Source organism: Rossellomorea sp. GQ25 (genome assembly GCF_059758515.1).
Genome location: NZ_JCAXEQ010000003.1, coordinates 1 through 19,607, shown reverse-complemented (window position 1 = coordinate 19,607; position 19,607 = coordinate 1). Strand labels below are relative to the sequence as shown.

General features: G+C 41.4%; 17 protein-coding genes. 4 read left to right on the top strand and 13 right to left on the bottom strand.

Translation table 11 applies throughout. From position 1 onward, the window contains the following. Positions 1-109 precede the first annotated feature (109 nt). Positions 110-1,474 (top strand): FAD-binding oxidoreductase, encoded by a 1,365-nt coding sequence (locus AC6CIB_RS11005; RefSeq protein WP_498280624.1) that lies wholly within the window; start codon positions 110-112, stop codon positions 1,472-1,474. A 64-nt stretch (positions 1,475-1,538) separates the two neighbouring features. Here AC6CIB_RS11005 and AC6CIB_RS11000 read toward each other — a convergent pair whose 3' ends face one another. The 4 genes from AC6CIB_RS11000 to AC6CIB_RS10985 form a co-directional block, all read right to left on the bottom strand. Next, positions 1,539-4,619: a cell wall-binding repeat-containing protein gene (locus AC6CIB_RS11000; protein WP_498280622.1), complete on the bottom strand. Its 3,081-nt coding sequence runs from the start codon at positions 4,617-4,619 to the stop codon at positions 1,539-1,541. A 292-nt stretch (positions 4,620-4,911) separates the two neighbouring features. After that, a complete protein-coding gene (locus tag AC6CIB_RS10995) occupies positions 4,912-6,192 on the bottom strand; it encodes a TRAP transporter large permease (RefSeq protein WP_498280620.1) in 1,281 nt (426 codons plus the stop codon). A gap of 18 nt (positions 6,193-6,210) precedes the next feature. Further along, entirely contained in the window at positions 6,211-6,792 is a 582-nt protein-coding gene (locus tag AC6CIB_RS10990) for a TRAP transporter small permease (RefSeq protein ID WP_498280618.1), read from the bottom strand. A gap of 11 nt (positions 6,793-6,803) precedes the next feature. Further along, on the bottom strand, positions 6,804-7,802 hold the full coding sequence (locus AC6CIB_RS10985; RefSeq protein ID WP_498280616.1) for a TRAP transporter substrate-binding protein: 999 nt from the start codon (positions 7,800-7,802) through the stop codon (positions 6,804-6,806). Between the two features lie 431 nt (positions 7,803-8,233). Here AC6CIB_RS10985 and AC6CIB_RS10980 point away from each other — a divergent pair, with 431 nt between their 5' ends. Both AC6CIB_RS10980 and AC6CIB_RS10975 read left to right on the top strand, forming a co-directional pair. Then, positions 8,234-9,298 carry a YeiH family protein gene (locus tag AC6CIB_RS10980; protein WP_498280614.1) on the top strand — a complete coding sequence of 355 codons (1,065 nt, stop codon included), beginning with the start codon at positions 8,234-8,236 and terminating at the stop codon, positions 9,296-9,298. A gap of 179 nt (positions 9,299-9,477) precedes the next feature. Then, on the top strand, positions 9,478-10,176 hold the full coding sequence (locus tag AC6CIB_RS10975) for a FadR/GntR family transcriptional regulator (RefSeq protein ID WP_498280612.1): 699 nt from the start codon (positions 9,478-9,480) through the stop codon (positions 10,174-10,176). A 50-nt stretch (positions 10,177-10,226) separates the two neighbouring features. Here the strand turns inward: AC6CIB_RS10975 and AC6CIB_RS10970 are convergent, their stop codons facing one another. The 4 genes from AC6CIB_RS10970 to AC6CIB_RS10955 form a co-directional block, all read right to left on the bottom strand. After that, positions 10,227-11,303, bottom strand: a complete 1,077-nt coding sequence (locus AC6CIB_RS10970; protein ID WP_498280610.1) for an Ldh family oxidoreductase — start codon at positions 11,301-11,303, stop codon at positions 10,227-10,229. 77 nt (positions 11,304-11,380) lie between these two features. Further along, positions 11,381-12,538 (bottom strand): UxaA family hydrolase, encoded by a 1,158-nt coding sequence (locus AC6CIB_RS10965; protein WP_498280608.1) that lies wholly within the window; start codon positions 12,536-12,538, stop codon positions 11,381-11,383. A 2-nt stretch (positions 12,539-12,540) separates the two neighbouring features. After that, complete coding sequence (locus tag AC6CIB_RS10960; RefSeq protein ID WP_498280606.1) at positions 12,541-12,885, bottom strand: UxaA family hydrolase; 345 nt, start codon at positions 12,883-12,885, stop codon at positions 12,541-12,543. 121 nt (positions 12,886-13,006) lie between these two features. Then, entirely contained in the window at positions 13,007-13,957 is a 951-nt protein-coding gene (locus tag AC6CIB_RS10955) for a hydroxyacid dehydrogenase (RefSeq protein ID WP_498280604.1), read from the bottom strand. Positions 13,958-14,708: 751 nt separating this feature from the next. Between AC6CIB_RS10955 and AC6CIB_RS10950 the strand changes: the two genes are divergently transcribed. Further along, positions 14,709-14,834: a hypothetical protein gene (locus tag AC6CIB_RS10950; RefSeq protein WP_498280602.1), complete on the top strand. Its 126-nt coding sequence runs from the start codon at positions 14,709-14,711 to the stop codon at positions 14,832-14,834. A 96-nt stretch (positions 14,835-14,930) separates the two neighbouring features. Here AC6CIB_RS10950 and AC6CIB_RS10945 read toward each other — a convergent pair whose 3' ends face one another. The 5 genes from AC6CIB_RS10945 to AC6CIB_RS10925 all read right to left on the bottom strand — a co-directional run bounded on the left by AC6CIB_RS10945 (position 14,931) and on the right by AC6CIB_RS10925 (position 19,467). Beyond that, the gene (locus AC6CIB_RS10945; protein ID WP_498280600.1) at positions 14,931-15,713 is read right to left on the bottom strand and encodes an SGNH/GDSL hydrolase family protein; all 783 of its coding nucleotides are present in this window, start codon (positions 15,711-15,713) and stop codon (positions 14,931-14,933) included. Positions 15,714-15,910: 197 nt separating this feature from the next. Continuing rightward, a complete protein-coding gene (locus AC6CIB_RS10940) occupies positions 15,911-17,719 on the bottom strand; it encodes a hypothetical protein (RefSeq protein ID WP_498280598.1) in 1,809 nt (602 codons plus the stop codon). A 119-nt stretch (positions 17,720-17,838) separates the two neighbouring features. After that, entirely contained in the window at positions 17,839-18,282 is a 444-nt protein-coding gene (locus AC6CIB_RS10935) for a hypothetical protein (RefSeq protein ID WP_498280597.1), read from the bottom strand. Positions 18,283-18,399: 117 nt separating this feature from the next. After that, positions 18,400-18,564, bottom strand: a complete 165-nt coding sequence (locus tag AC6CIB_RS10930) for a hypothetical protein (RefSeq protein ID WP_498280595.1) — start codon at positions 18,562-18,564, stop codon at positions 18,400-18,402. A gap of 63 nt (positions 18,565-18,627) precedes the next feature. Next, positions 18,628-19,467 carry a tyrosine-type recombinase/integrase gene (locus tag AC6CIB_RS10925; RefSeq protein ID WP_498280593.1) on the bottom strand — a complete coding sequence of 280 codons (840 nt, stop codon included), beginning with the start codon at positions 19,465-19,467 and terminating at the stop codon, positions 18,628-18,630. Between the last annotated feature and the right edge of the window lie 140 nt (positions 19,468-19,607).

Here is a 19,607-nt window from a genome sequence, read left to right as displayed (position 1 = left end):
ACCGTATACTTAATAAGTAGGTATACCGTATACAAGTATGATAATTTATGCTAGTCTATTTGTAAATATAAAATTTAGAATATTTTAAATATTAGGAAGGTGACTTGGATTGAGCACAGATTGGATGAAAGAATTAACCGCTATTCTTACAAAAGAAAAATTAAGCACTAGTGATGGTGACCGATTCCGCCATAGTAAAGATGAATCATTTCATCCTCCTTCTGAACCGGAAGTTGTGGTGTTTCCCCAAACCAAAGACGATATTACCGCGGTCTTGCAGGTAGCTAATCGATTTGATATCCCGGTGACTCCCTATGGGGCCGGCTCAGGACTAGATGGGCAGTCCATACCTGTTAATCACGGCATTTCAATGAACTTTGAACGAATGAAAAAAATTATTTCATTTAACCCTGAAGACTTAACGGTTACGGTACAACCCGGAATCACCCGTTTGGAACTCAATAAAGAAATAAATCGGCATGGGCTATATTTCCCTATAGATCCCGGTGCTGATGCGAGCATTGGTGGGATGACTGCAACGAATGCCAGTGGTACAACAGCCGTCCGTTATGGCTCAATGAGAGACCAGGTGTTGAACCTGGAAGTGATTTTATCAGATGGCAGAATCATAAAAACAGGTAGTGAAGCAAAAAAATCTTCAAGCGGTTATCATTTAAACAGCCTATTTGTAGGGTCAGAGGGAACTTTGGGGATTATTTCAGAAATCACCTTAAAACTGCATGGCATCCCGGAACACACCATCGCTGCCCGCTGCACCTTTCCTTCACCTAAAGCATGTGCGGAGGCTGCTCATGCAGTATTAATGAGCGGCATCCCTATAGTAAGAATGGAGCTTGTTGATGCCAGCAGTATCAAGCAAGTAAATGTCTATGGAGACTATCGATTTCCCGAAGCCCACTCCCTCTTTTTCGAATTCTCAGGCACCCTGGTTTCAGCAGAGGAAGAAGCTTCCGTTGTACAAGAATTAATGGAGGAATCGGGATGCGGGAATTGGGCTCGTGCCAGCGGGTCAAAAGAACGTGCTGAATTGTGGCGGGCACGGCATGAGCTGGCCTATGCCTATCGTCATATTAAAGGAATGGCCGTAGCGGGTTCAGACGTATGTGTTCCTATTTCTAAACTGGCAGTCTTAGTCGTCTATGCCCGTGAACAAATAGAAGAAAGCGGCCTTTCTGGAGGTGTCTTCGGACATGTGGGAGATGGGAATTTCCATACGATCATCGTATATAACCCGGATGATCCCGGTGAAGTGAAACAGGCAGAAACGATTAATGAGAAACTGGTATTGAAAGCAATAGATGTTGGTGGCACATGTACGGGCGAACATGGTGTCGGCCTAGGAAAGATGAAGTATCAAGAAATGGAACATGGAGGGGCTGTTGAAGTGATGAAATCATTTAAAACACTCCTGGATTCCAGAAATAGATTGAACCCAGGGAAGATATTCTATTAAACTCAGAACTATACAAAAGCCTCCATTCGATACAAATGCATCGAATGGAGGCTTCTTATTATTACTATTGTGCCAAAAGTGATTCAACCACCGAATCAGAGATGGCTCCTTCTCCACCAAGAATATAATACCTATCGGTAACCGGAGCGAACATAGTAAGGGTATCCATCGTTGTAAACTGTGCCTCTTTCGGATGAGTCAATACTACGGGATTTCCTTCTACAGCTGCCAGTGCAGAACCAGCCAGGGCATCAGGATAGTTCTTACCTGTTGCGATGAATGGTGTGGACATGTTCAATTCACTAGCGAAATAGTTGATGATGCTGCTATTCGTTTCGTAACGGTCACTTCCGCTCAATCGCTCATAGTTCATGAACTCCTCAGCTACCATTTCCGGGATAGCTGATTCTCCGCCGATTACATAGAACTGCTCAAACATGCTCTCTTCAATATAGCTGCGAACAGAATCCGGTGTTCCGCTTTTCTTTGTTAATAGAATCGGCATTTCCAAGGAAGCCGCTATCGGGGCAATGGAAAGGGCATCCGCAAAGCTTTGCCCGCTTGCCACGACTGCACGATCAGTGAAACCTAATTGTTCAGCGATTTTCACCGATGTTTCATAACGATCGGCTCCGCTGATGCGGGAAATCGTCTTGATTCCTAAATCTTTGACTTCTTTCTCGACATTGGCCGTAATAACCGATTTCCCTCCAACCAGAATCACCTTTTGCACTTTCAGGCGTTTCAGTTCGTCCTTCACCGACTTAGGAAGGGTTGTCGAATTGGTTAACAATAATGGTGCATCGTGGTGATAAGCAAGAGGTGTGGCGCTTAATGCGTCCGGGTAATTACGCCCCGTTGCAATTATTGCTACATCAGATTGCTCCCAGCCTTTACTTGAAATCTTCACTGCCGTTTCATAACGATCGGTTCCAAAGATTCGTTCCGTACCAATATCCGCTTGATCGATCCCTGTAAAGGCACCTAAGGCATCCAATCTTCCCCAGCCGGATACAGTATCATATCCCGGAAGAACCAATTCTGCAGGGTACGGATACTCATCTTCGTAATAATAGTCGTTACCCGGGCTATCTTCTTCGTCAAACGTAATGTCGACAGCTGTTCTTGTTAAAATTCTCTCTACTTGAGCGGGCGTTAACCCGGTATCATGGGAAAGCAGTAAACCAGCTACCGCCGCCACATGAGGTGTCGCCATAGACGTTCCACTCATATAGGTCACGTTTCCATCTGGAACTAAACTTGGAATATCCGTTCCCGGTGCCACGAGGTCAATTCCATTTCCAAAGTTTGAGTAATCAGAAACAAGGTCCATATTATTCGTCGCTCCAACGGAAACCACATATTTTGATGAACCAGGGTAAGAAATTTCTTCCATTCCATCATTACCTGTTGCGGCTACCACGGTCACTCCATGGTCATGAGCATATTTCAATGCGTACTCAATGACCCGGCTGTAAGAGCCGCCAAGACTTAAATTAATGACTTGAGCTCCGTGATCGACTGCATATTTGATCCCGTAAGCGACTTGTTCTGTATCACCGCTACCAGATGCATCAAGTACTTTAACAGGAAGTATCTTCGTGTGGGGGTTGATTCCTGCCATCGAATAGTGATTATTCGCTTCTGCTGCGATGATTCCGGATACATGGGTTCCATGACCGTGGTCATCCATCGCATCTGAATTTCGTCCTACAAAATTATAACCGTCATTCTTTAGGACATGATTGCTCAGATCTGCCAGCGTGTGGTCTACACCTGTATCCACAACAGCAATGACCGTATCTTCCAGATCTTTTTCTTTCAGGAGCTCCTGAAGCTGTTCGTACTGAATATCTGCATCAGGGGTACCGCCATTGTCTCCATTATTCTTAAGTGACCACTGGTAAGGATATTGAGCATCTGCGGACAAGGCTTTATAGTGTTGAACAGGTTCAACAAACTCGACTTCAGGCAGCTTCGCAATCTCTTTTGAAGTAGCTTTTAATGATGCTGTAGACACTTTATCGCGAGCGTCTCCATCAACTTCTACCACATACATATGAGAGAAGAAAGAATCCTTCGCCTTTAACGGGGAGATCGATTCAACCCCCAGCGTCTCCGCTTTCCCCTGGATACTTGCTGCATCTTTTTTATCTTTTAATTTCACTATTAAACGAGTTTCGTCACTGGCAGCCTTAATAGGGGAAAGTCCCGCTTTTGCCAGAATAGTAGAAACCGTTGAATTCGTCAGGTTTGAAATCCCGACGCTTTTACCTGTGTTCTCGACTTTCTCCTGGATGAACTCAGGAGTCGATTCAAGTGCATTCTTGTACAGATTATTGATCGCTTTTTGATCTTCTTTAGTGATTTTGTATGAACTTGCACTGCCATTAGCTGCAACATCGGCAAACAAGTCCTTTAATTGAACAAGATCACGGTAAACACTATCACGCAGTGTTTTACTGAAAATCATTTTAGAGCTGATAAAGGGAGCAGCTTTGTAATATAGAGCCGACAACTCTTGACCTTTTTCCGTTTTCGCTAATACCGTTTCACGAACGGTACGTAAATCTCTTAAAATACTTTTTCCATTTTCTCTTTCTTTCGTGCTTAACTCCGCTGGACACTCCTCAGCTATGGCTTCATCAGAAGGAGGTAACGTAATGCCATCGTAGCTGACCGTATATGGAATCACCATATCTTCAAACTCTTCTTCGAACTCTGCATACTCTTCTTCCATTCCATAGGACTCAATCTTAATATAATAAGGACCGACCCAGGAAATCGGGAAGTCAATGATTGCTGGTTCATTCTGAAAAGAATATCCCATATATCGATCGAAGGCTTGATTATCGATCGCGTTTTCCAGACTCGAGTAAACCGTCACATTTAATTCCAGTTCTGATTGAAGCTTCATCCGTAAATGGGTATAATCTGTCATTTCACTTTCAGAAGGATCAACCTTATACCAATGAACGTTTTCAGAGACATCGAATTCCCCATCGAACGGTGTCCCAATCGTCAACGTTCCTTCCTCATTCGGTACACCAGACTCTTCCGCCTTGAATTCCATTACGGAAAACTGGCTGAAAATCAACGAAAATACGAAAACCAAAGCTACTAAACTACGAATCCTCTTTTTCATGTAGAACCTCCATCATTTTAAAATTAAACTACAGAATCTATTAAAACACAGAATGACGGAATTGGAAATATTTTATATTTTAAGGGAAAATATAGTTATATATTCCCTGTTTAAAAGTCAACTTTTTATGGAGAATACCTATTCCACTTAACCTGTAAATCAATCGATTTTATCTTTTCACGCCAAGATCAGGTCTAAACCAGATAGAAACACACCAACCTTCAAGAAAAGAGCCAGCCACTGTTCATGATGAACAATGGCTGGCCCTTTCAATAATGAGGTCCGTCCCTCCTTATAACTGGGTCAGGAACATGGACAATGCCGGGAAGTACGTGATGATTAATAGGTCAAATACCATGACGATAATGAATGGTGTGACGGCCCTGATTAATTTATCATAGGAAACATCTGCGATTCCTTTTACGATAAAGAGGTCTAATCCTACTGGAGGTGTGATTAACCCGATGGAAAGATTCACAACCATCACGACTCCGAAGAACACAGGATCGATCCCCACTCCCATGGCGATTGGCAGAAGCAGCGGTGTCAAGATCGTAATCGCAGCAGAAGCGTTTAAGAAGCAGCCTGCGATAAAGAAAATGACATTGAACATGAGTAATATGAGTAACTTATTGTCTGAAATGCTTGTCACAAGTTGAGTAAGTTGTTGAGGGATTTGTTCTGCTGTCAAGAGCCAACCGAATAAGTTGGCAGCTGCTATAATAAATACAACCATGGCCGTCATCTTACCTGCTCTAAGGAATGATTCGGGTATGTCCTTCCAGTCCATATCTTTATAAACAAACTTGTTAATAAAAAATGCATACGCTGCAGCAGCTGCACCCGCTTCGGTCGGAGTGAAGATTCCTCCGCGAATCCCGAAGATAATGATCAGTGGCAGGACGAGAGCAAGTGCCCCTTCAAATAATGTACGTCTAAACGAAGCAAATTCAAACTTACCTGACTCTTCGGAATAGTTATTCTTTTTTGTAATCCAATAATTTAACATCATGATGGAAAGACCGATAATGATGCCCGGCACAATCCCTGCCGTAAATAGATCCCCGATTGATACACCCGCTGTAACTCCATACACGATCATGGGGATGGAAGGGGGTATGACCACTGCAATCGTACCTGCACTTGCTACCGTAGCAGCAGCGAAGCCTTTGTCATATCCCTTTTGCTCCATCATGGGAATCATCATCTTCCCTACTGCTGCCGTGTCAGCAGCCCCTGAACCTGAAATTCCGGCAAAGAACATACTTGTTAATGTAGATACCTGTGCCAAGCCTGCACGAATCCAACCGACCGTGGCAAAGGCAAAGGCTGCAATCCTCCGCCCCATGCTTCCCGACATCATGAACTCTCCTGTTAACATAAAGAACGGAATAGCTAATAATGGAAATGAATCCGTCGATGTGATCAACCTTTGAGGAATGACTTCCAGTGGGACATAATAAATACTTGCGAGAAATCCGGCTACTGAAGCCCAGATGAGAGAAATGGCGATTGGAACTCCTATCAGCATCAATAGAAACAAAATACCAAGAGCTACTAAGGCAACGGTCATACTATCTCCCCCTTTTCTTCAACTTATATTCGTTTGCTGCTGAACTTCTTCTACCTTCATCGCATCTTGCACCTCAACTTTTCCCTTCCTCACATCATATATATTGTTTACCGAATGGATAAGACAGATAATTGAGCTGATCAGAACTGTAACGTAGATGAGCGTCATGTTAATCCCCATTGCTGGTGAGATTTGCAGATTAGTATATTGCAGGATTCTACCCCCAAAAAATATGAGGAAAAGAAACAGAGCTGAGTTTATCGCTTCCATAAAGTAATGAAGATACTTTTTGGGTTTTTTAGATAAATAATGATGCAAGATTTCTACTTGAGCATGACCTTTCGCTTTGTATACAATCCCTATCCCCAAAAACACAATCCACACAAATAAATAACGAATGAGTTCTTCCGCCCATGTCAGGTTAAAGACGGAAAAGTCAACCATAGGCAAAGCATCATTTAAGAATGTGCTTTGCAGAACAAAACGAGAAAACACCTGATAAACGGTGGTGACAAATGCAATCATAAAAAACCCTATCATAACCCATCGACTGATCCTATCTACCCCATTACTCAAATGAGAGATAAACTGTTTCAACATGTAGCCCCCTATTATTCCCGTAGATTTTCAATCTTTTTAAATAATTCTTTTCCAATAGATGCTTCAAACTCCTTGTAAACAGGTTCGACTGCTTTTCTGAATGACTCTCTGTCAGGGTTTTCCTCTATTTGGATGTCTGTCTTCTTTAGATCCTCGAGAAGTTTCTCTTCGTCTTCAAGAGCTACCTGTCGTTCAAATTGGATTGCTTCCTTTGCAGCTTCATCGACCACTTCTTGTAAATCTTCCGGGAGGGTGTCAAAGGTTGTTTTACTCATGATGAATACGGCTGCATCGTAGTTGTGGGCGGTTAAGGATAAGTATTGTTGAACTTCGTTGAATTTATTAAGATAAATCTGGGCCAGTGGATTTTCTTGGCCGTCTACCACATGTTGCTCTAAAGCAGTATACAATTCCCCGAACGGGATGGGGACAGGAGTAGAATCAAGTGCTTTGATGAAAGAAATATAGGGTGGTGATTCTTGAACACGGAGCTTCAAATTCGCTGCATCAGCGCTCGTTTTAATTGCCTTTTTGTTATTCGTCATATGTCTCCAGCCGTTTTCCATATAACCCAGATTAATGAGTCCCCTATTCTCTAAGTCGGAGGCAATATCGTTTCCAATCTCACCATCCAGCACTTTGAAAGCATGTTCCCTGCTTTCAAATAAGTATGGAAGATTAAGAAGATTAAACTTCGGTGCAAAGTTGGTGACAGGAGCGACAGAACCAATGTGGAAATGAATGGATCCAATCTGGGCACCTTCAATTTGATCACGGCCGTTTCCTAACTGGCTGCTCGGAAAAATATCGATTTGAATTTCCCCGCCTGATTTTTCTTCTACCAGCTCTTTAAATTTCAACGCCCCTTCGTGATAAGGATGCGTTTCTGTCTGCAAGTGACCAAGCCTCAGGACATATTCTGCAGATTGTTCATTTCCTTTTGCCATTTTTGAACATCCACTTACCAGGATCATCATGATGATGGTTAGAAATGCCACGTACTTTTTCATGCAACACCCTCCTACTAACAAAATGTAAACCCTTACAATTTTCTGTAGATGAAATGATCACATTCTTGGTGATAAAAATCCCCTGTAAAAGTCATGACATGGCCGCCATCATGACTTATTCAACTCCACGGGGTGACAAAGTTAACCTAATAAAGGAATTCCATGCTATGTATTCTTTACTGTCCATACCAAGTCCTCCTAATTTAAATACAACGGGACTTAGGAAACACTATAGCATCGTCTACATTTAGGTACAGTCACCCAACCACTACAATTTATTTTATTTTTAATTTTCAAAAAAATCAATACTTTTTCATGATTTACAGAAAAATAATTGTTGAATGAACAAGTTGAAAGTGGTTTAATTAAACTATATTGGTTGGGTCACTGTACCATTCGTGATTTTTTTAAGATTAAAAGGAGGTTTTGAAGTGAGTCCGATTGGAGCGGCAAAGACAAAAGAATCGTCTGTTTCCTTGGAATCCAGAAAGATGCGTAAATCATTACGCTTGAAAAAGGGTTGGATGAAAGGAGTTATCTTAACATTAGTACTTGCTTTACTTGCGGGGATTATAGCCGATTTTCCCATTTTCTCAGTCATGGGTGTAATGATTATATCCATCCTTCTCGGGATGAGCTGGAAAGGATGGATGGAAGTCCCTGCAGACGCAGCACCAGGGATCACCTTCAGCAGCAAAATTCTATTGAGGGCCGGGATAATCCTGATGGGATTGCGATTAAACTTTGAACAAATCCTTTCCGCCGGCTTCTCTATTGTATTCATTGATATTGTAGTCATTGTGTTCACATTGGTTTTCATGATGTATCTGGGAAAGCTTCTATCCATTGATCGTCATCTCTCTACTTTAATTGCAGTGGGAACGGCCGTTTGCGGAGCTGCAGCCATAGTCGCTGTTGCTCCGCTTATAGGCGCAAAAAAGGAACTTACTGCTATTTCAGTGGCCTTCATTGCCATTATGGGAACGATTGTTACGATATTCTATACATTTCTATACCCTGTACTCGGCTTTAATCCGTATGAATACGGAGTGTTGACAGGAGCGACCTTGCATGAACTGGCTCACGTGATCGCTGCTGCTGCACCTGGTGGAGACGTCAGCAGTGATACAGCCATTCTCGTTAAGCTGGGGAGGGTTGCCCTTCTTATACCTGTCGCCATTGTGTTAGGTTCCATGTATTCCAAAAAAAGCGGACATTCCCTTCAACAAAAGCGGACATTCAAGGACCTACCTGTGCCCTGGTTCATTTTCGGTTTTTTATTCATGTGTTTAATCAATACAGTGGGAATTCTTCCTACCGCATTTACACAAATGCTTATTGCATTAAGTATTTTACTATTATCGATGGCAATGGCCGGTTTGGGCCTTAGTGTCAACTTCTCGGAATTCAAGAAATTAAGCTCTAAAGTGCTGGTCACAGGTATCGCAGGATCATTTGCCTTAATACTACTGGGGATTCTCCTGACTAAGTTGTAAACAGGGAAGTGCCAAATGTTTCACTAGAGGTTGATCCATTAGACATGGTACACTGAATTTACAGAATAATACCTGTCATTACATGTATCTATTCATATGAAAATCAGAAAAATATAGTTTAAGAAGGTTGAGTCAACCTAATAACAGCTACCATTTCACAGATGGATAGGGGCGATTGTATGCAATTAAATAGAAAAGGCATATCTGAACAAGTGGCAGATAGCATAAAAAAGAAAATACAAGATGGAGAATTTAGAGTTGGAGATAAAATTCCCGGAGAACGGGAAATGGGAATCGAGCTTTCCGTCAGCCGAAATACGGTGAGAGAAGCATATAAGATCCTGGAAGCTTACGGTTATATTACAGCAAAACACGGAACAGGTGTATTCGTTGCAACACCTGAACATCAGATACAAAAAATGACAGAATCCTTCTTTGTATCTTCTGATCAGATTGATGATTTCTTCTCTGTGCGTAAGATTCTAGAAGAATGGACGGTAAAATGGTCCATCGAAAATTCCAACGTAGAGCAATTCCGTGAGTTAGAACATATCCTGGAAGAAGCCAATGAGATCCTGAGCGCAGGCGCAGTGAATTATGAAAGACTGGCAGAGCTTGACCATAAATTCCATTTAACATTAGCGAACAATTCAAATAACATTGTTCTCATTCGAATCATGAATTTCCTTATTGATCTATTATCAGAATCACGTACCAAGTCGATTCAAATTCCCGGCAGAGCCATACAGTCGGTCGAGGAGCATGCCAAGATACTGGACGCCATGAAACAAAACAATATTAATCTGGCTCAGAAATATATGAAAGAACATATAGAGAGCGTGGAACACTCCATTAAAGAAAATATAGATTCCCTTTAATCTCACATTGAAAGAGCCAGCTTCCTCACCCGGGAAGCTGGCTCTTTAGGTTATCTGCTGATGGGGTGTTGAGAGGACAATGGGACAGGGAGTTCCACTCCAAATTGGCTGCCTAATGATCGCAATTCTTCCAATACACTTTGAGATAACTGCACTCCTTCTCGTTGACGTTTATCCCGTTCCCTTTTTCTTCTTTCCCCCGGGTAACGGATTTCATCGTTTCCAGGGACCTTCGGAACAGCTTTCATTTCTTCTAATAAGATTTTAATAGAATCAAAGAATACATTCAGGTTCATGAATTTTTCTATATCCATGAGAATGAAGAAGTGACCCACATTTGCGTTTTCCTTTTCCTTATCCTCATAGATACTCTTCACATGTGGTCCGAATGCAGCACCGGTTAAGAGGCCCGTCAGGATTTCAACAGCAAGCGCCAGGGCTGATCCCTTTGCTCCTCCTAAAGGCAGGACAGAACCGTTTAACGCCGCTTTGGGATCATTAGTCGGTTCCCCTTTTTCATCAATCGCCCATCCATCTGGAATTGTCTGTCCCTGTTTCTCCGCTAAAATGATTTTCCCCCTTGCCACAATGCTTGTGGATAAATCGATAATGACAGGTTGATCATCCCCCGTAGGAAAACCGAACGCCATAGGGTTCGTGCCAAAGAAAGCTTCCTTCCCTCCCCATGGAGCAATACCAGAGGGGGAATTTGTGAAACCGATACTCGCAAGATTCTGTTCACAAGCCAGTTGACAAAAATAAGACGCAGTCCCGAAATGATTACTATTTTTAATTGCGATGGCCGTTACACCGCTCTGTTTTGCCATCTCAATTCCTTTTTTTATCGCCTTATAGCTGATGACATGACCAAGCCCATTATCACCGTTCACTACGAGAACAGAAGGACTCTTTTGCTCCATCTGGATGGACGGATTCAGGTTGATCCTTTGATCGCTGAAGCGTTTTGCATAGATAGGAAGTCTGCTGATACCATGACTATCCACCCCTTCTAAATTAGCCCTTAAAAGAGATTCTGCCACGACTGTAGCATGATCTTCTATCATCCCTATTTCCCTTAACAGTTTTTTGCAAAATTGACGTAAATCAGATTCAGCATACGTAGTCATTTTCTGCTCCTTCTTATCATAATGTTTTTTCCATAAACATTGACTCCCCACACGTAAAATGTGCAGGGAGGAAGAAATCAGGCACTGCGATATAATTTCGTCATAACAAATTCTTTATGACCTAATGCTTCAGCACAAGTGAGTCGTCCATTCACCGTACGACAAATCATTTCCATTAATTGATCTCCCGCTTTCTCTAAAGAAATTTGACGAGAAAGAAGTCCTTGCACATCCACATCAATATGTTCGCTCATCGTACCCGCCGTAATAGGGTTCGCAGTAATTTTCACAACCGGCTCGATCGGGTTACCTATGATATTTCCTTGACCTGTCGGGAAAAGGTGCAGAACCGCTCCACCAGCAGCCATCAGAGTAATACATTCTGCCGCTGCGGATGACGTATCCATGAAGTAAAGCCCGTTGCCATTGGCCGGTACTTCAGCAGGATCCAACACGCCAATAACCTCTTTTGTACCGGTCTTGGCAATGTTACCAAGCGCTTTCTCTTCAATTGTAGAGAGTCCTCCAGCAATATTACCTTGAGTGGGCTGAGATCCTAATAAATCGACTCCCTTGGAATCAATTTCACCTACATAGTCATTGTAAACCGCCATGAATTTCTCGTGTAACTCAGGAGTCGCCATCCTGTCACGGATGAGATGTTCCCCACCTGTCAATTCTGATGTTTCACCAAAGAATACAGTAGCGCCGGCTTCAACCAAACGATCAACCGCCTGGGCCACCGTAGGACAGGATCCAAGACCTGTCGTCGTATCAGACTCACCACATTTAATACTGACGGTTAAGTCCTTTAGTTCAACCGGCTCTTTCTGAAGCTCGGTAGCCCATTGAACATACTCTTTCGCTTTCCATGAAGCAGCCCGGATCGTTTCTAAATCCCCGTTTCCTTCAATGGAGAAATACGAAACAGGCTTCCCGGTTTCAGCAATTCCATCAGCAATTTTCTTCGACCAGTTCTCTTCAATTCCAATAACGACCACAGCCGCCACGTTAGGATTGGAACCTGTTCCGATCATTGTCCTGAAATGTAAATCAAGATCAGGTCCATACTGAAGTCTTCCATATGCGTGAGGCAAAGCCATTGTACCTTGAACTTGTCTCGCTACTGCTTCACAAGCAGCATTTGAAATATCATCTACCGGTAAAATAATGACGTGATTACGAATTCCAACTTTTCCATTTTCTCTGCGATAACCATATAATGTTTGTTCCATCCTTACCACCTCGCCGTTTTAATGTTATGAGTGTGGACGTAGTCGCCTACTTCCCATTTTTCCGTTGTTACACCGATTTGAACACCATATTTCAGCACCGGCTCATCTTTCTTTAAAGAAACCAATGAGATCTTGTGGCCTAATGGAACATCCCCTTTTGAGGTGACTTCTACTTCTGAATTGTCATCCATGAAGATCCCCACAACCTTTTCACCTGTTGAAATCGGTGAAGTGGCAACTCCTACGTGATCACCGTTGTGATGGATAAGAAACTTATGAGTGATCATCGCTTTTGAATCTTGAGTATTTCTTTCCGTAACCGTACCTGCCTGACTATTGTGACTCATTATGGTACCTCCTTTTTAAATTGGTTGAGTGACCCAACCACTTAATATACCTTTATTAAAACACCTATCATTCTGTTAGTCAATGAGATTATTTAAATTTTCAGAATTTATTTTCGACAATTTACACGGTACAGAGAGAGCGCTCTCCTTTTAGTACTTTCCCAATTTCCTTTGCCACTAAAAAGGACGTACGGACTTGAGATTCTTCAGTCAGACCTGCAATATGAGGTGTGAGGGTGACGTTCTCACAAAGAAGTAGAAGATGTGAGTCGAGTATCGGTTCATGTTCTAATACATCCAGGTAAGCTCCTGCAATTTGTTGATTCTGCAGGGCTGAAGCCAGGGCTTGTTCATCAATGATCCCTCCTCTTGAAGTATTAATAACATAAGAAGAAGGCTTCATCCTTTTTAATTCAGATGTTGAAAGGAGATGCTGCGTTGATGGAGTAAGAGGGACATGGAGGGAAATAAAATCGGCTTCCACCAACAATTCTTGAAGGGTTTCTTTTACATGTACACCCGTTTCGGAAACCACATGATCATACTCTGTAATAAACGGATCATACCCGATGATGTTCATACCAAATGCATTGGCGCGCTTCGCTACACGGTGAGAAATTTCCCCAAGCCCGATTAACCCAAGGGTTTTCTGATAAAGCTCCCCACCTGTGTATTTCTTTCGATTCCACTTTCCGTTACGAACATCCGCATTTGCCAAATGAAGGGGCCTTGATGAGCTTAGAATCGCTGCAAGTACATATTCCGCTACAGAAGTTGCGTTGGCATGACGGGCAAACACCACCGGAATATTCTTCTCTTTCGCCCGTTTAACATCAATATTATCCAAACCGACTCCCAGCCTCCCAATCGCCTTTAGGCGGGTGCCTGCTTCCATTAATTCTTCATCAACGATAGTCTGGTTTCTTACAATCACCGTATCGTATTGAGGAAGAATCTCAAGTAACCTCTCTCTATCGGTCCACAGGGTATCATCATAGTCGACCTCAAACCCTTGATTCTTCAGCTCTTCAATACCCTCTCTCCAGATTAACTCTGTGATCAATGCTTTCATTTAAATTCCTCCCTTTTAAAAGTCATCTCTTTATGGTTCGGTCACCCAACCAATAACTACTTATCATTTAATCATTTCTCGTTTGCCCGGTCAATATTTTTTGAATATTCTTTAGGTTCCTCTTAAGTCCTATTATTAGGTTCTACATAGATACAGAAACCCCTCCTAGAATAGGGGGCCACCTCTGCTCTTATATTTAAACAAACGTTTGATTAATCAAATCCATCCCTCTCACAGCAATAATAGGGCAGTTAAACGATCGTTTAAAACACAAGGAAAGTCCTGTACTATTTGAATATAGTCCAGGACCCTTTTAATCGTTTTGATCAACTTTGCTCCACTAACTTTTCTACAACACTGCTCTCAACCGTACCTTCTCCACCCAAAACCATAAAGTGCTTCAAACCGTTTTCCATTTCTAATCCTTGTGTTTGCAGTAGTAATTCATCCTTTTTCACCTACAATAGCAGAACCTTATTTATAGTAAGTAAGACAGATCACGTAAGCGAATCAGCAAAGCACTGGCCTGTTGCGACAACCCATAGCTTGTTGGACCTCGATGCATCTGTTGGCATATTCCTCCTCGTTTAAATCAATACATCCTGCAACCTGATACTTTTGGAGGAGATCTTTCAGATGCGGACATTACCACTGCAAATTTTGTAATAAAAATAAATAACAATCCCTATATATTCGAAATCCTTTATAGTGGAAAATAAAATAAAAAAGGATAAGGGGAGTGAAGATCGTAATGAAGATGATTCATAAGTTTCTCGCCACTTACTATTACACCTTGATCCAAGACTGTCTTGATGAAAAAATGAAGGAACACTTAATCCATAAATTACGCTATCATGAATCAAAATTAAACACGTAGATAGAGCACTCTATTTTCGTCTACTTATTTCTTATAATGTCCTTTTTTCATTCAATAAAGAAGCCCTCAACCGCAATGGATTGAAGACTTCAAGAGCTATCCCCTTATAAAATACTTTATTAAATAATCAAGCCAGACCTTATTTCCTTTTTCGTTAGGTATATTTTCCTCTGTTAAATAGTCCTTTAATTCTTTTTTATTGAAATCCGGCCATGAGTCCCAGTGGTTAAGATACACGTATTTTTTCTCTCTGGTGTACTTCTCTAAATCAGCTTCTTCCTGAGGATAGTAATAAGCACCTGAAATTGGATTGGCCGGTTGGATAATGAAGGTGACTTCAGGATTCTGTTTCTTGAAATCTCCAAGGATCGTCTCAAGATTTGCAATCCGGTTCGACATTCTTATTTCCCCGTTGTCATACAATAAAAATGGTTCCAGCAACAGAATATCCGGCTTCATATCAGCCAGTGGTTTATGTAATTCCTCCTTCACAACCTGTTGTGAAGTTTTTTCTGCGATTTCTTTCAACGTCACCTTTATCAAATCGGGACCGTACGTGTCGAGCAGCGCCTTTTCTAGTTCTTTCGGCCACGCCCCTTCCTTCCCAGTTGTAGAAGAAGATCCAAGAATCATCAGATGAACTGGTTCATCACCTTCAATCTTTCTCTTAAACGTTTCTTTTAATTCTGGCGGAAGATAATTTAGCTTATCTAGTTTTACTAGCCTCTTCCTATCTTCTTCAGCCGCTGCTTTTTCTTTCTGCTCTTCTTCACTCACCGCCTGAACGCTGGCTGCTTTTTTTTGGTCCCAATGATATTTTCCGCCTGCTAATGTAGAAAATGTGACAATGGCCAGTACCCCTAACAAAAACTTCCTCATTCTCATCCCCCATAACGTAAAGTCTATGAATCATATGATAGAGGAGAGAGAGTACAGAATTTGTATATACGTGTAGATGGCGGTTCGAAAAGTTACGACAAAATAACTGGTATTATTTAGGGTTTAGAAAGCATTAATCAAACGTTTGTTTAAAAAAAGAGCCTATCTATACACAATAGATAGACTTCATAATTTCCCTAACGCACCGGCACCAATTCAAACATATCTTTCTTATGTTTTACCCGGTACACACCTTCCGAAATTTCATGTTCAGTATACTTGGATAACCCATCTTGTATATGTACGTCATGATCCAGCACCATCAAAAAATCCGATTTCATCAATACTTCCTTCAAATAGGAGAGCCGATCTTCTGTTTCAACGCCCCTTATGAAAGAATAGTTCTTCGACAGGTGTTCGTACCTTATCAAATAGGTGAAATACCCTCCGTCATCCGCACTGCCGGGACTATAATACGTAATCATAGGTTCCGATACCCCTGATGTTTTAATCACAGAAGAGTACTCTTTTACGTCGCCCCGACGCTCAACATGTGCTTCCGGCCGGGTCACCAATACTTCCAGATGTCCAATGTACGGGATTAAGAAACAGACTGCCAATAGAATGCCCGTTACCCTTTTAAAGGATTTCACATAGTTAGACCATACATAGACAACCACCGTCATGAGCATGCCGCCTACATACACGGTAATGGTCGACTGATAGCGGTTAAACCCTGCAAGCCTTGACGCTTCGTTCTCAGGCATCAGATACACATACATATAATAAAGAGAACACATGTACACTACGTAAAAGAGATTAAACAGAACAAACGAAGCCACTAGTTCATTAGGCGTTTTGCGCTTCATACAGACTATTAATGTAAGGGCAACCAGATTGACCAACAATAATGCCATCACATGAGGCGACGACAAAGGGTTCAGCGCAGCGTCCAGTATCATTCCATCAAAACCTGCTAAAAACACCTCCGATTTCTCAATATCCTGCAGTTTATCCCCTGTAATGGCAAACTTATTATCTCCATAGCTCTCACTATAAGCTTGTAACGTATACGTGTGCCAAAGCAAATTCACCACTAAAGGAAGAACCATCAACAGAACCAATGAAGCATAAGGCATGACCTTATCGATTCTCTTTTCAATTCCTTCCCGATGAGAAGCAATCAGTATCCCTAGCATAGCAATCCCGTTAAACAATAGAAAAACCTTTCCGCTGTCTTTCAATAGAATTAACAAGATCACAATCGGAATGTTTACGAGTAGCAGTCTTTTCCAATCCTTACGGTAGTAATAAGCGATTAAAGGAATCGCTAACGCCACTGACCCTAGAATAATATCTACCAGTAAACTGTAGAAGATTTTCGCATTCACTAATAGGAGGGTAAAGGAAATAACCACAGGCAGGATAACCGTCCATGGCTTTTTCCAGAAACTCCACGTGAATAGAACTGTGAACCCAGCCATCGTCATGAATCCTTGAGCCATCAATGCCAAACCTTCATGGAATCCTAAAAGATTGAGGAAATAGTAAATAAACACGGCACTTCCAGGCGGATAGTTCTGAAAAGTCACCAGCGTACTGGCATCCGGCAGACCATCCAGCCTGACAATCTCCTTCACCACCAACCCCCAGTGGCTGAAATCATCATAGTTTAAAAAGAGAGTCCCCTTCATATATAGCATGACAAACAGAACAGCTAAGGAAAAGAACACCAGCGCAGGATGCAGCAAAGGCTGAAATGAGATTTTTCTAAAAGAGAATAGTACGAGATAAATCAGACATAAAAATAAACCAGTATAATAGATGATATTCGCTGCCAATGGCATCCGATGAAGCAACCCTGCCCCGAAAAGCACCGTCGTGACACTCGAAAAAAGGAATAACGGAATATAGGCAGGCTGAACGTTCACCTTATAGAGGAAAAATAATCCCCACCCGGCAAGGGAAAGAAATAACAAGAATAGCAATAATATAGACGTAAGCATGATTCCTCCTGATACGTAAAAAACAAGTAGTAGAAAACCCATTATATCATTCTTCGTTGGAACAAAATCGCACATCAATCAAAAAAGGAATCTCCGAATTTCGGAAACTCCTGACTCATTTATGCTTCATGTAGTTTTCTTCGGTTGTTTCTACATTTTTCGAAGTGGTGTAGGAAGAGGAAGACATGGTAGTAGATGAGAGTAGCAGGAACACTATAGATTGAAAAAAGCAATGTCAACCCAATCCCCTCTGACGCAATGGCAAGAAATATGCCAGGAAGAATGGCTATTAACGCATACATCAAAAGTTGGAACAAATACACGTTTCGTTTAATTTTTAGAGCATCCGTTACTTTATCAATCAGATAGGCACATAAAAGTCCAAATACAAGGTAAATGGGAATGGAAGGCATGATCGTCATGACAAATCCATCACTATAATTCATATAACAACATTCATATTCTCTTTCTTCCATTGGAGTATGCAGTGCCCACCCCATAAACAGAGCAAAAAACAGAGGTGAGATAATAGCAGCTAATGCTTTATTGTAAAGATCCTTCATCGGACATCACCTAATATTGTTTTGATAATGTTTATTTTACCATATTTATTTGTGAAAGGAATCACATATTATAAAAAAACTCCTTTATCATGAACCTGATAAAGAAGTTCTCTTTCATTATTGCTCAATGACTCTTGCTACTTTACGCCAACACGTCTTGCAGCTTCCTTTCAGAACAATATTATGATTATCAGAATCTACACTGTAATCAACAATTGTCGTGACACCGCATGCTGGACAAAATACATTTCCTTCAAATTTCTTACGGATATGTTCCGGCAAGGCAATCCACCTTTTATGTGCTAATTCATCCCTCACGTTTCCCACCACACAATAAAATAATCTTCAACAATCATTAGAAAAAGTACGTCGAATCGCATTTTCAAATTCTGTTTCAGGCACGCGTGAATTTGCATACTTCTTCGTTACATTAATATCCCTATGACCCGCCAACTTAGATACTATTTCAAGACTGACACCCTGATCGATAAGATGCTGACAAAATGTATGTCGCAGCTTTTGAGCATTTATGTGGAACTTCTTAAGCATATACTGGACCGATCTCTCGGTTAATCGCTCATTCGTTTTGGAAACGAACAACGCTTCCTGTGGTTGAATAGCACCCATATAGTCAGAAAGAGAATGCACCACTTCTTCCGACAGAGGAATAATTCGTTGATCCCCATAAGTATCCGAAACGCTTACTTGTTTCGTTTCAAGATCTATATCCGCTATATTAAGGGCACAGAGCTCTGATACCCGTATCCCCGTATGAAGCAGCATATACACAATCGCTATATTTCTTTCATTTTCACTTTCTCTTATTTCTGATATAAGTGCTTCACATTCTTCTTTAGACAGCGTTTCGATCTCATTCTTTTTGCTTCCATGTTTGATCTTTATATCAAACGTAATGTCAGGTCTCTTTAAATATTTTGCAAAAGTACGTATCACTCCCAAGATTTTATCCGTCGTGATCGGACTCTTACCCTTTTCTTCTAAAAATAGAATGTAATCCTGAACATCACGATGAGTAATGTCCATTAACTCTCTGTGATTCTGTTGAAGCCATTTCTCATATTTCTTAAGTTCCTGTTGGTAAGTCGAGATGGTATTTGATGATTTTCCTTCATGTTCAAGCCATGTTAAAAACTGATCAATCGTAGTACTAGAAGATCCTTGCAAGAGTACCACCCTTTCGAATCAAACCTCTGTATACTATTATCGTAGAGCTTATAAATGAAGAAGTCAACTTCTCCGAATGTAGCAAGTTGTAATGAGGAAGGAATGATTCATTTTTAAAACTAGACTTTAAACCAAACGAC

What these genes read in the sequence shown, in the direction of transcription:
- AC6CIB_RS10990 (WP_498280618.1), bottom strand. Translation starts at nt 6,792, where the DNA reads ATGTTGAAACAGTTTATCTCTCATTTGAGTAATGGGGTAGATAGGATC.
- AC6CIB_RS10950 (WP_498280602.1), top strand. Translation starts at nt 14,709, where the DNA reads ATGAAGATGATTCATAAGTTTCTCGCCACTTACTATTACACCTTGATC.
- AC6CIB_RS10970 (WP_498280610.1), bottom strand. Translation starts at nt 11,303, where the DNA reads ATGACTACGTATGCTGAATCTGATTTACGTCAATTTTGCAAAAAACTG.
- AC6CIB_RS10985 (WP_498280616.1), bottom strand. Translation starts at nt 7,802, where the DNA reads ATGAAAAAGTACGTGGCATTTCTAACCATCATCATGATGATCCTGGTA.
- AC6CIB_RS10960 (WP_498280606.1), bottom strand. Translation starts at nt 12,885, where the DNA reads ATGAGTCACAATAGTCAGGCAGGTACGGTTACGGAAAGAAATACTCAA.
- AC6CIB_RS10945 (WP_498280600.1), bottom strand. Translation starts at nt 15,713, where the DNA reads ATGAGGAAGTTTTTGTTAGGGGTACTGGCCATTGTCACATTTTCTACA.
- AC6CIB_RS10940 (WP_498280598.1), bottom strand. Translation starts at nt 17,719, where the DNA reads ATGCTTACGTCTATATTATTGCTATTCTTGTTATTTCTTTCCCTTGCC.
- AC6CIB_RS10995 (WP_498280620.1), bottom strand. Translation starts at nt 6,192, where the DNA reads ATGACCGTTGCCTTAGTAGCTCTTGGTATTTTGTTTCTATTGATGCTG.
- AC6CIB_RS11000 (WP_498280622.1), bottom strand. Translation starts at nt 4,619, where the DNA reads ATGAAAAAGAGGATTCGTAGTTTAGTAGCTTTGGTTTTCGTATTTTCG.
- AC6CIB_RS10935 (WP_498280597.1), bottom strand. Translation starts at nt 18,282, where the DNA reads ATGAAGGATCTTTACAATAAAGCATTAGCTGCTATTATCTCACCTCTG.
- AC6CIB_RS10975 (WP_498280612.1), top strand. Translation starts at nt 9,478, where the DNA reads ATGCAATTAAATAGAAAAGGCATATCTGAACAAGTGGCAGATAGCATA.
- AC6CIB_RS10955 (WP_498280604.1), bottom strand. Translation starts at nt 13,957, where the DNA reads ATGAAAGCATTGATCACAGAGTTAATCTGGAGAGAGGGTATTGAAGAG.
- AC6CIB_RS10965 (WP_498280608.1), bottom strand. Translation starts at nt 12,538, where the DNA reads ATGGAACAAACATTATATGGTTATCGCAGAGAAAATGGAAAAGTTGGA.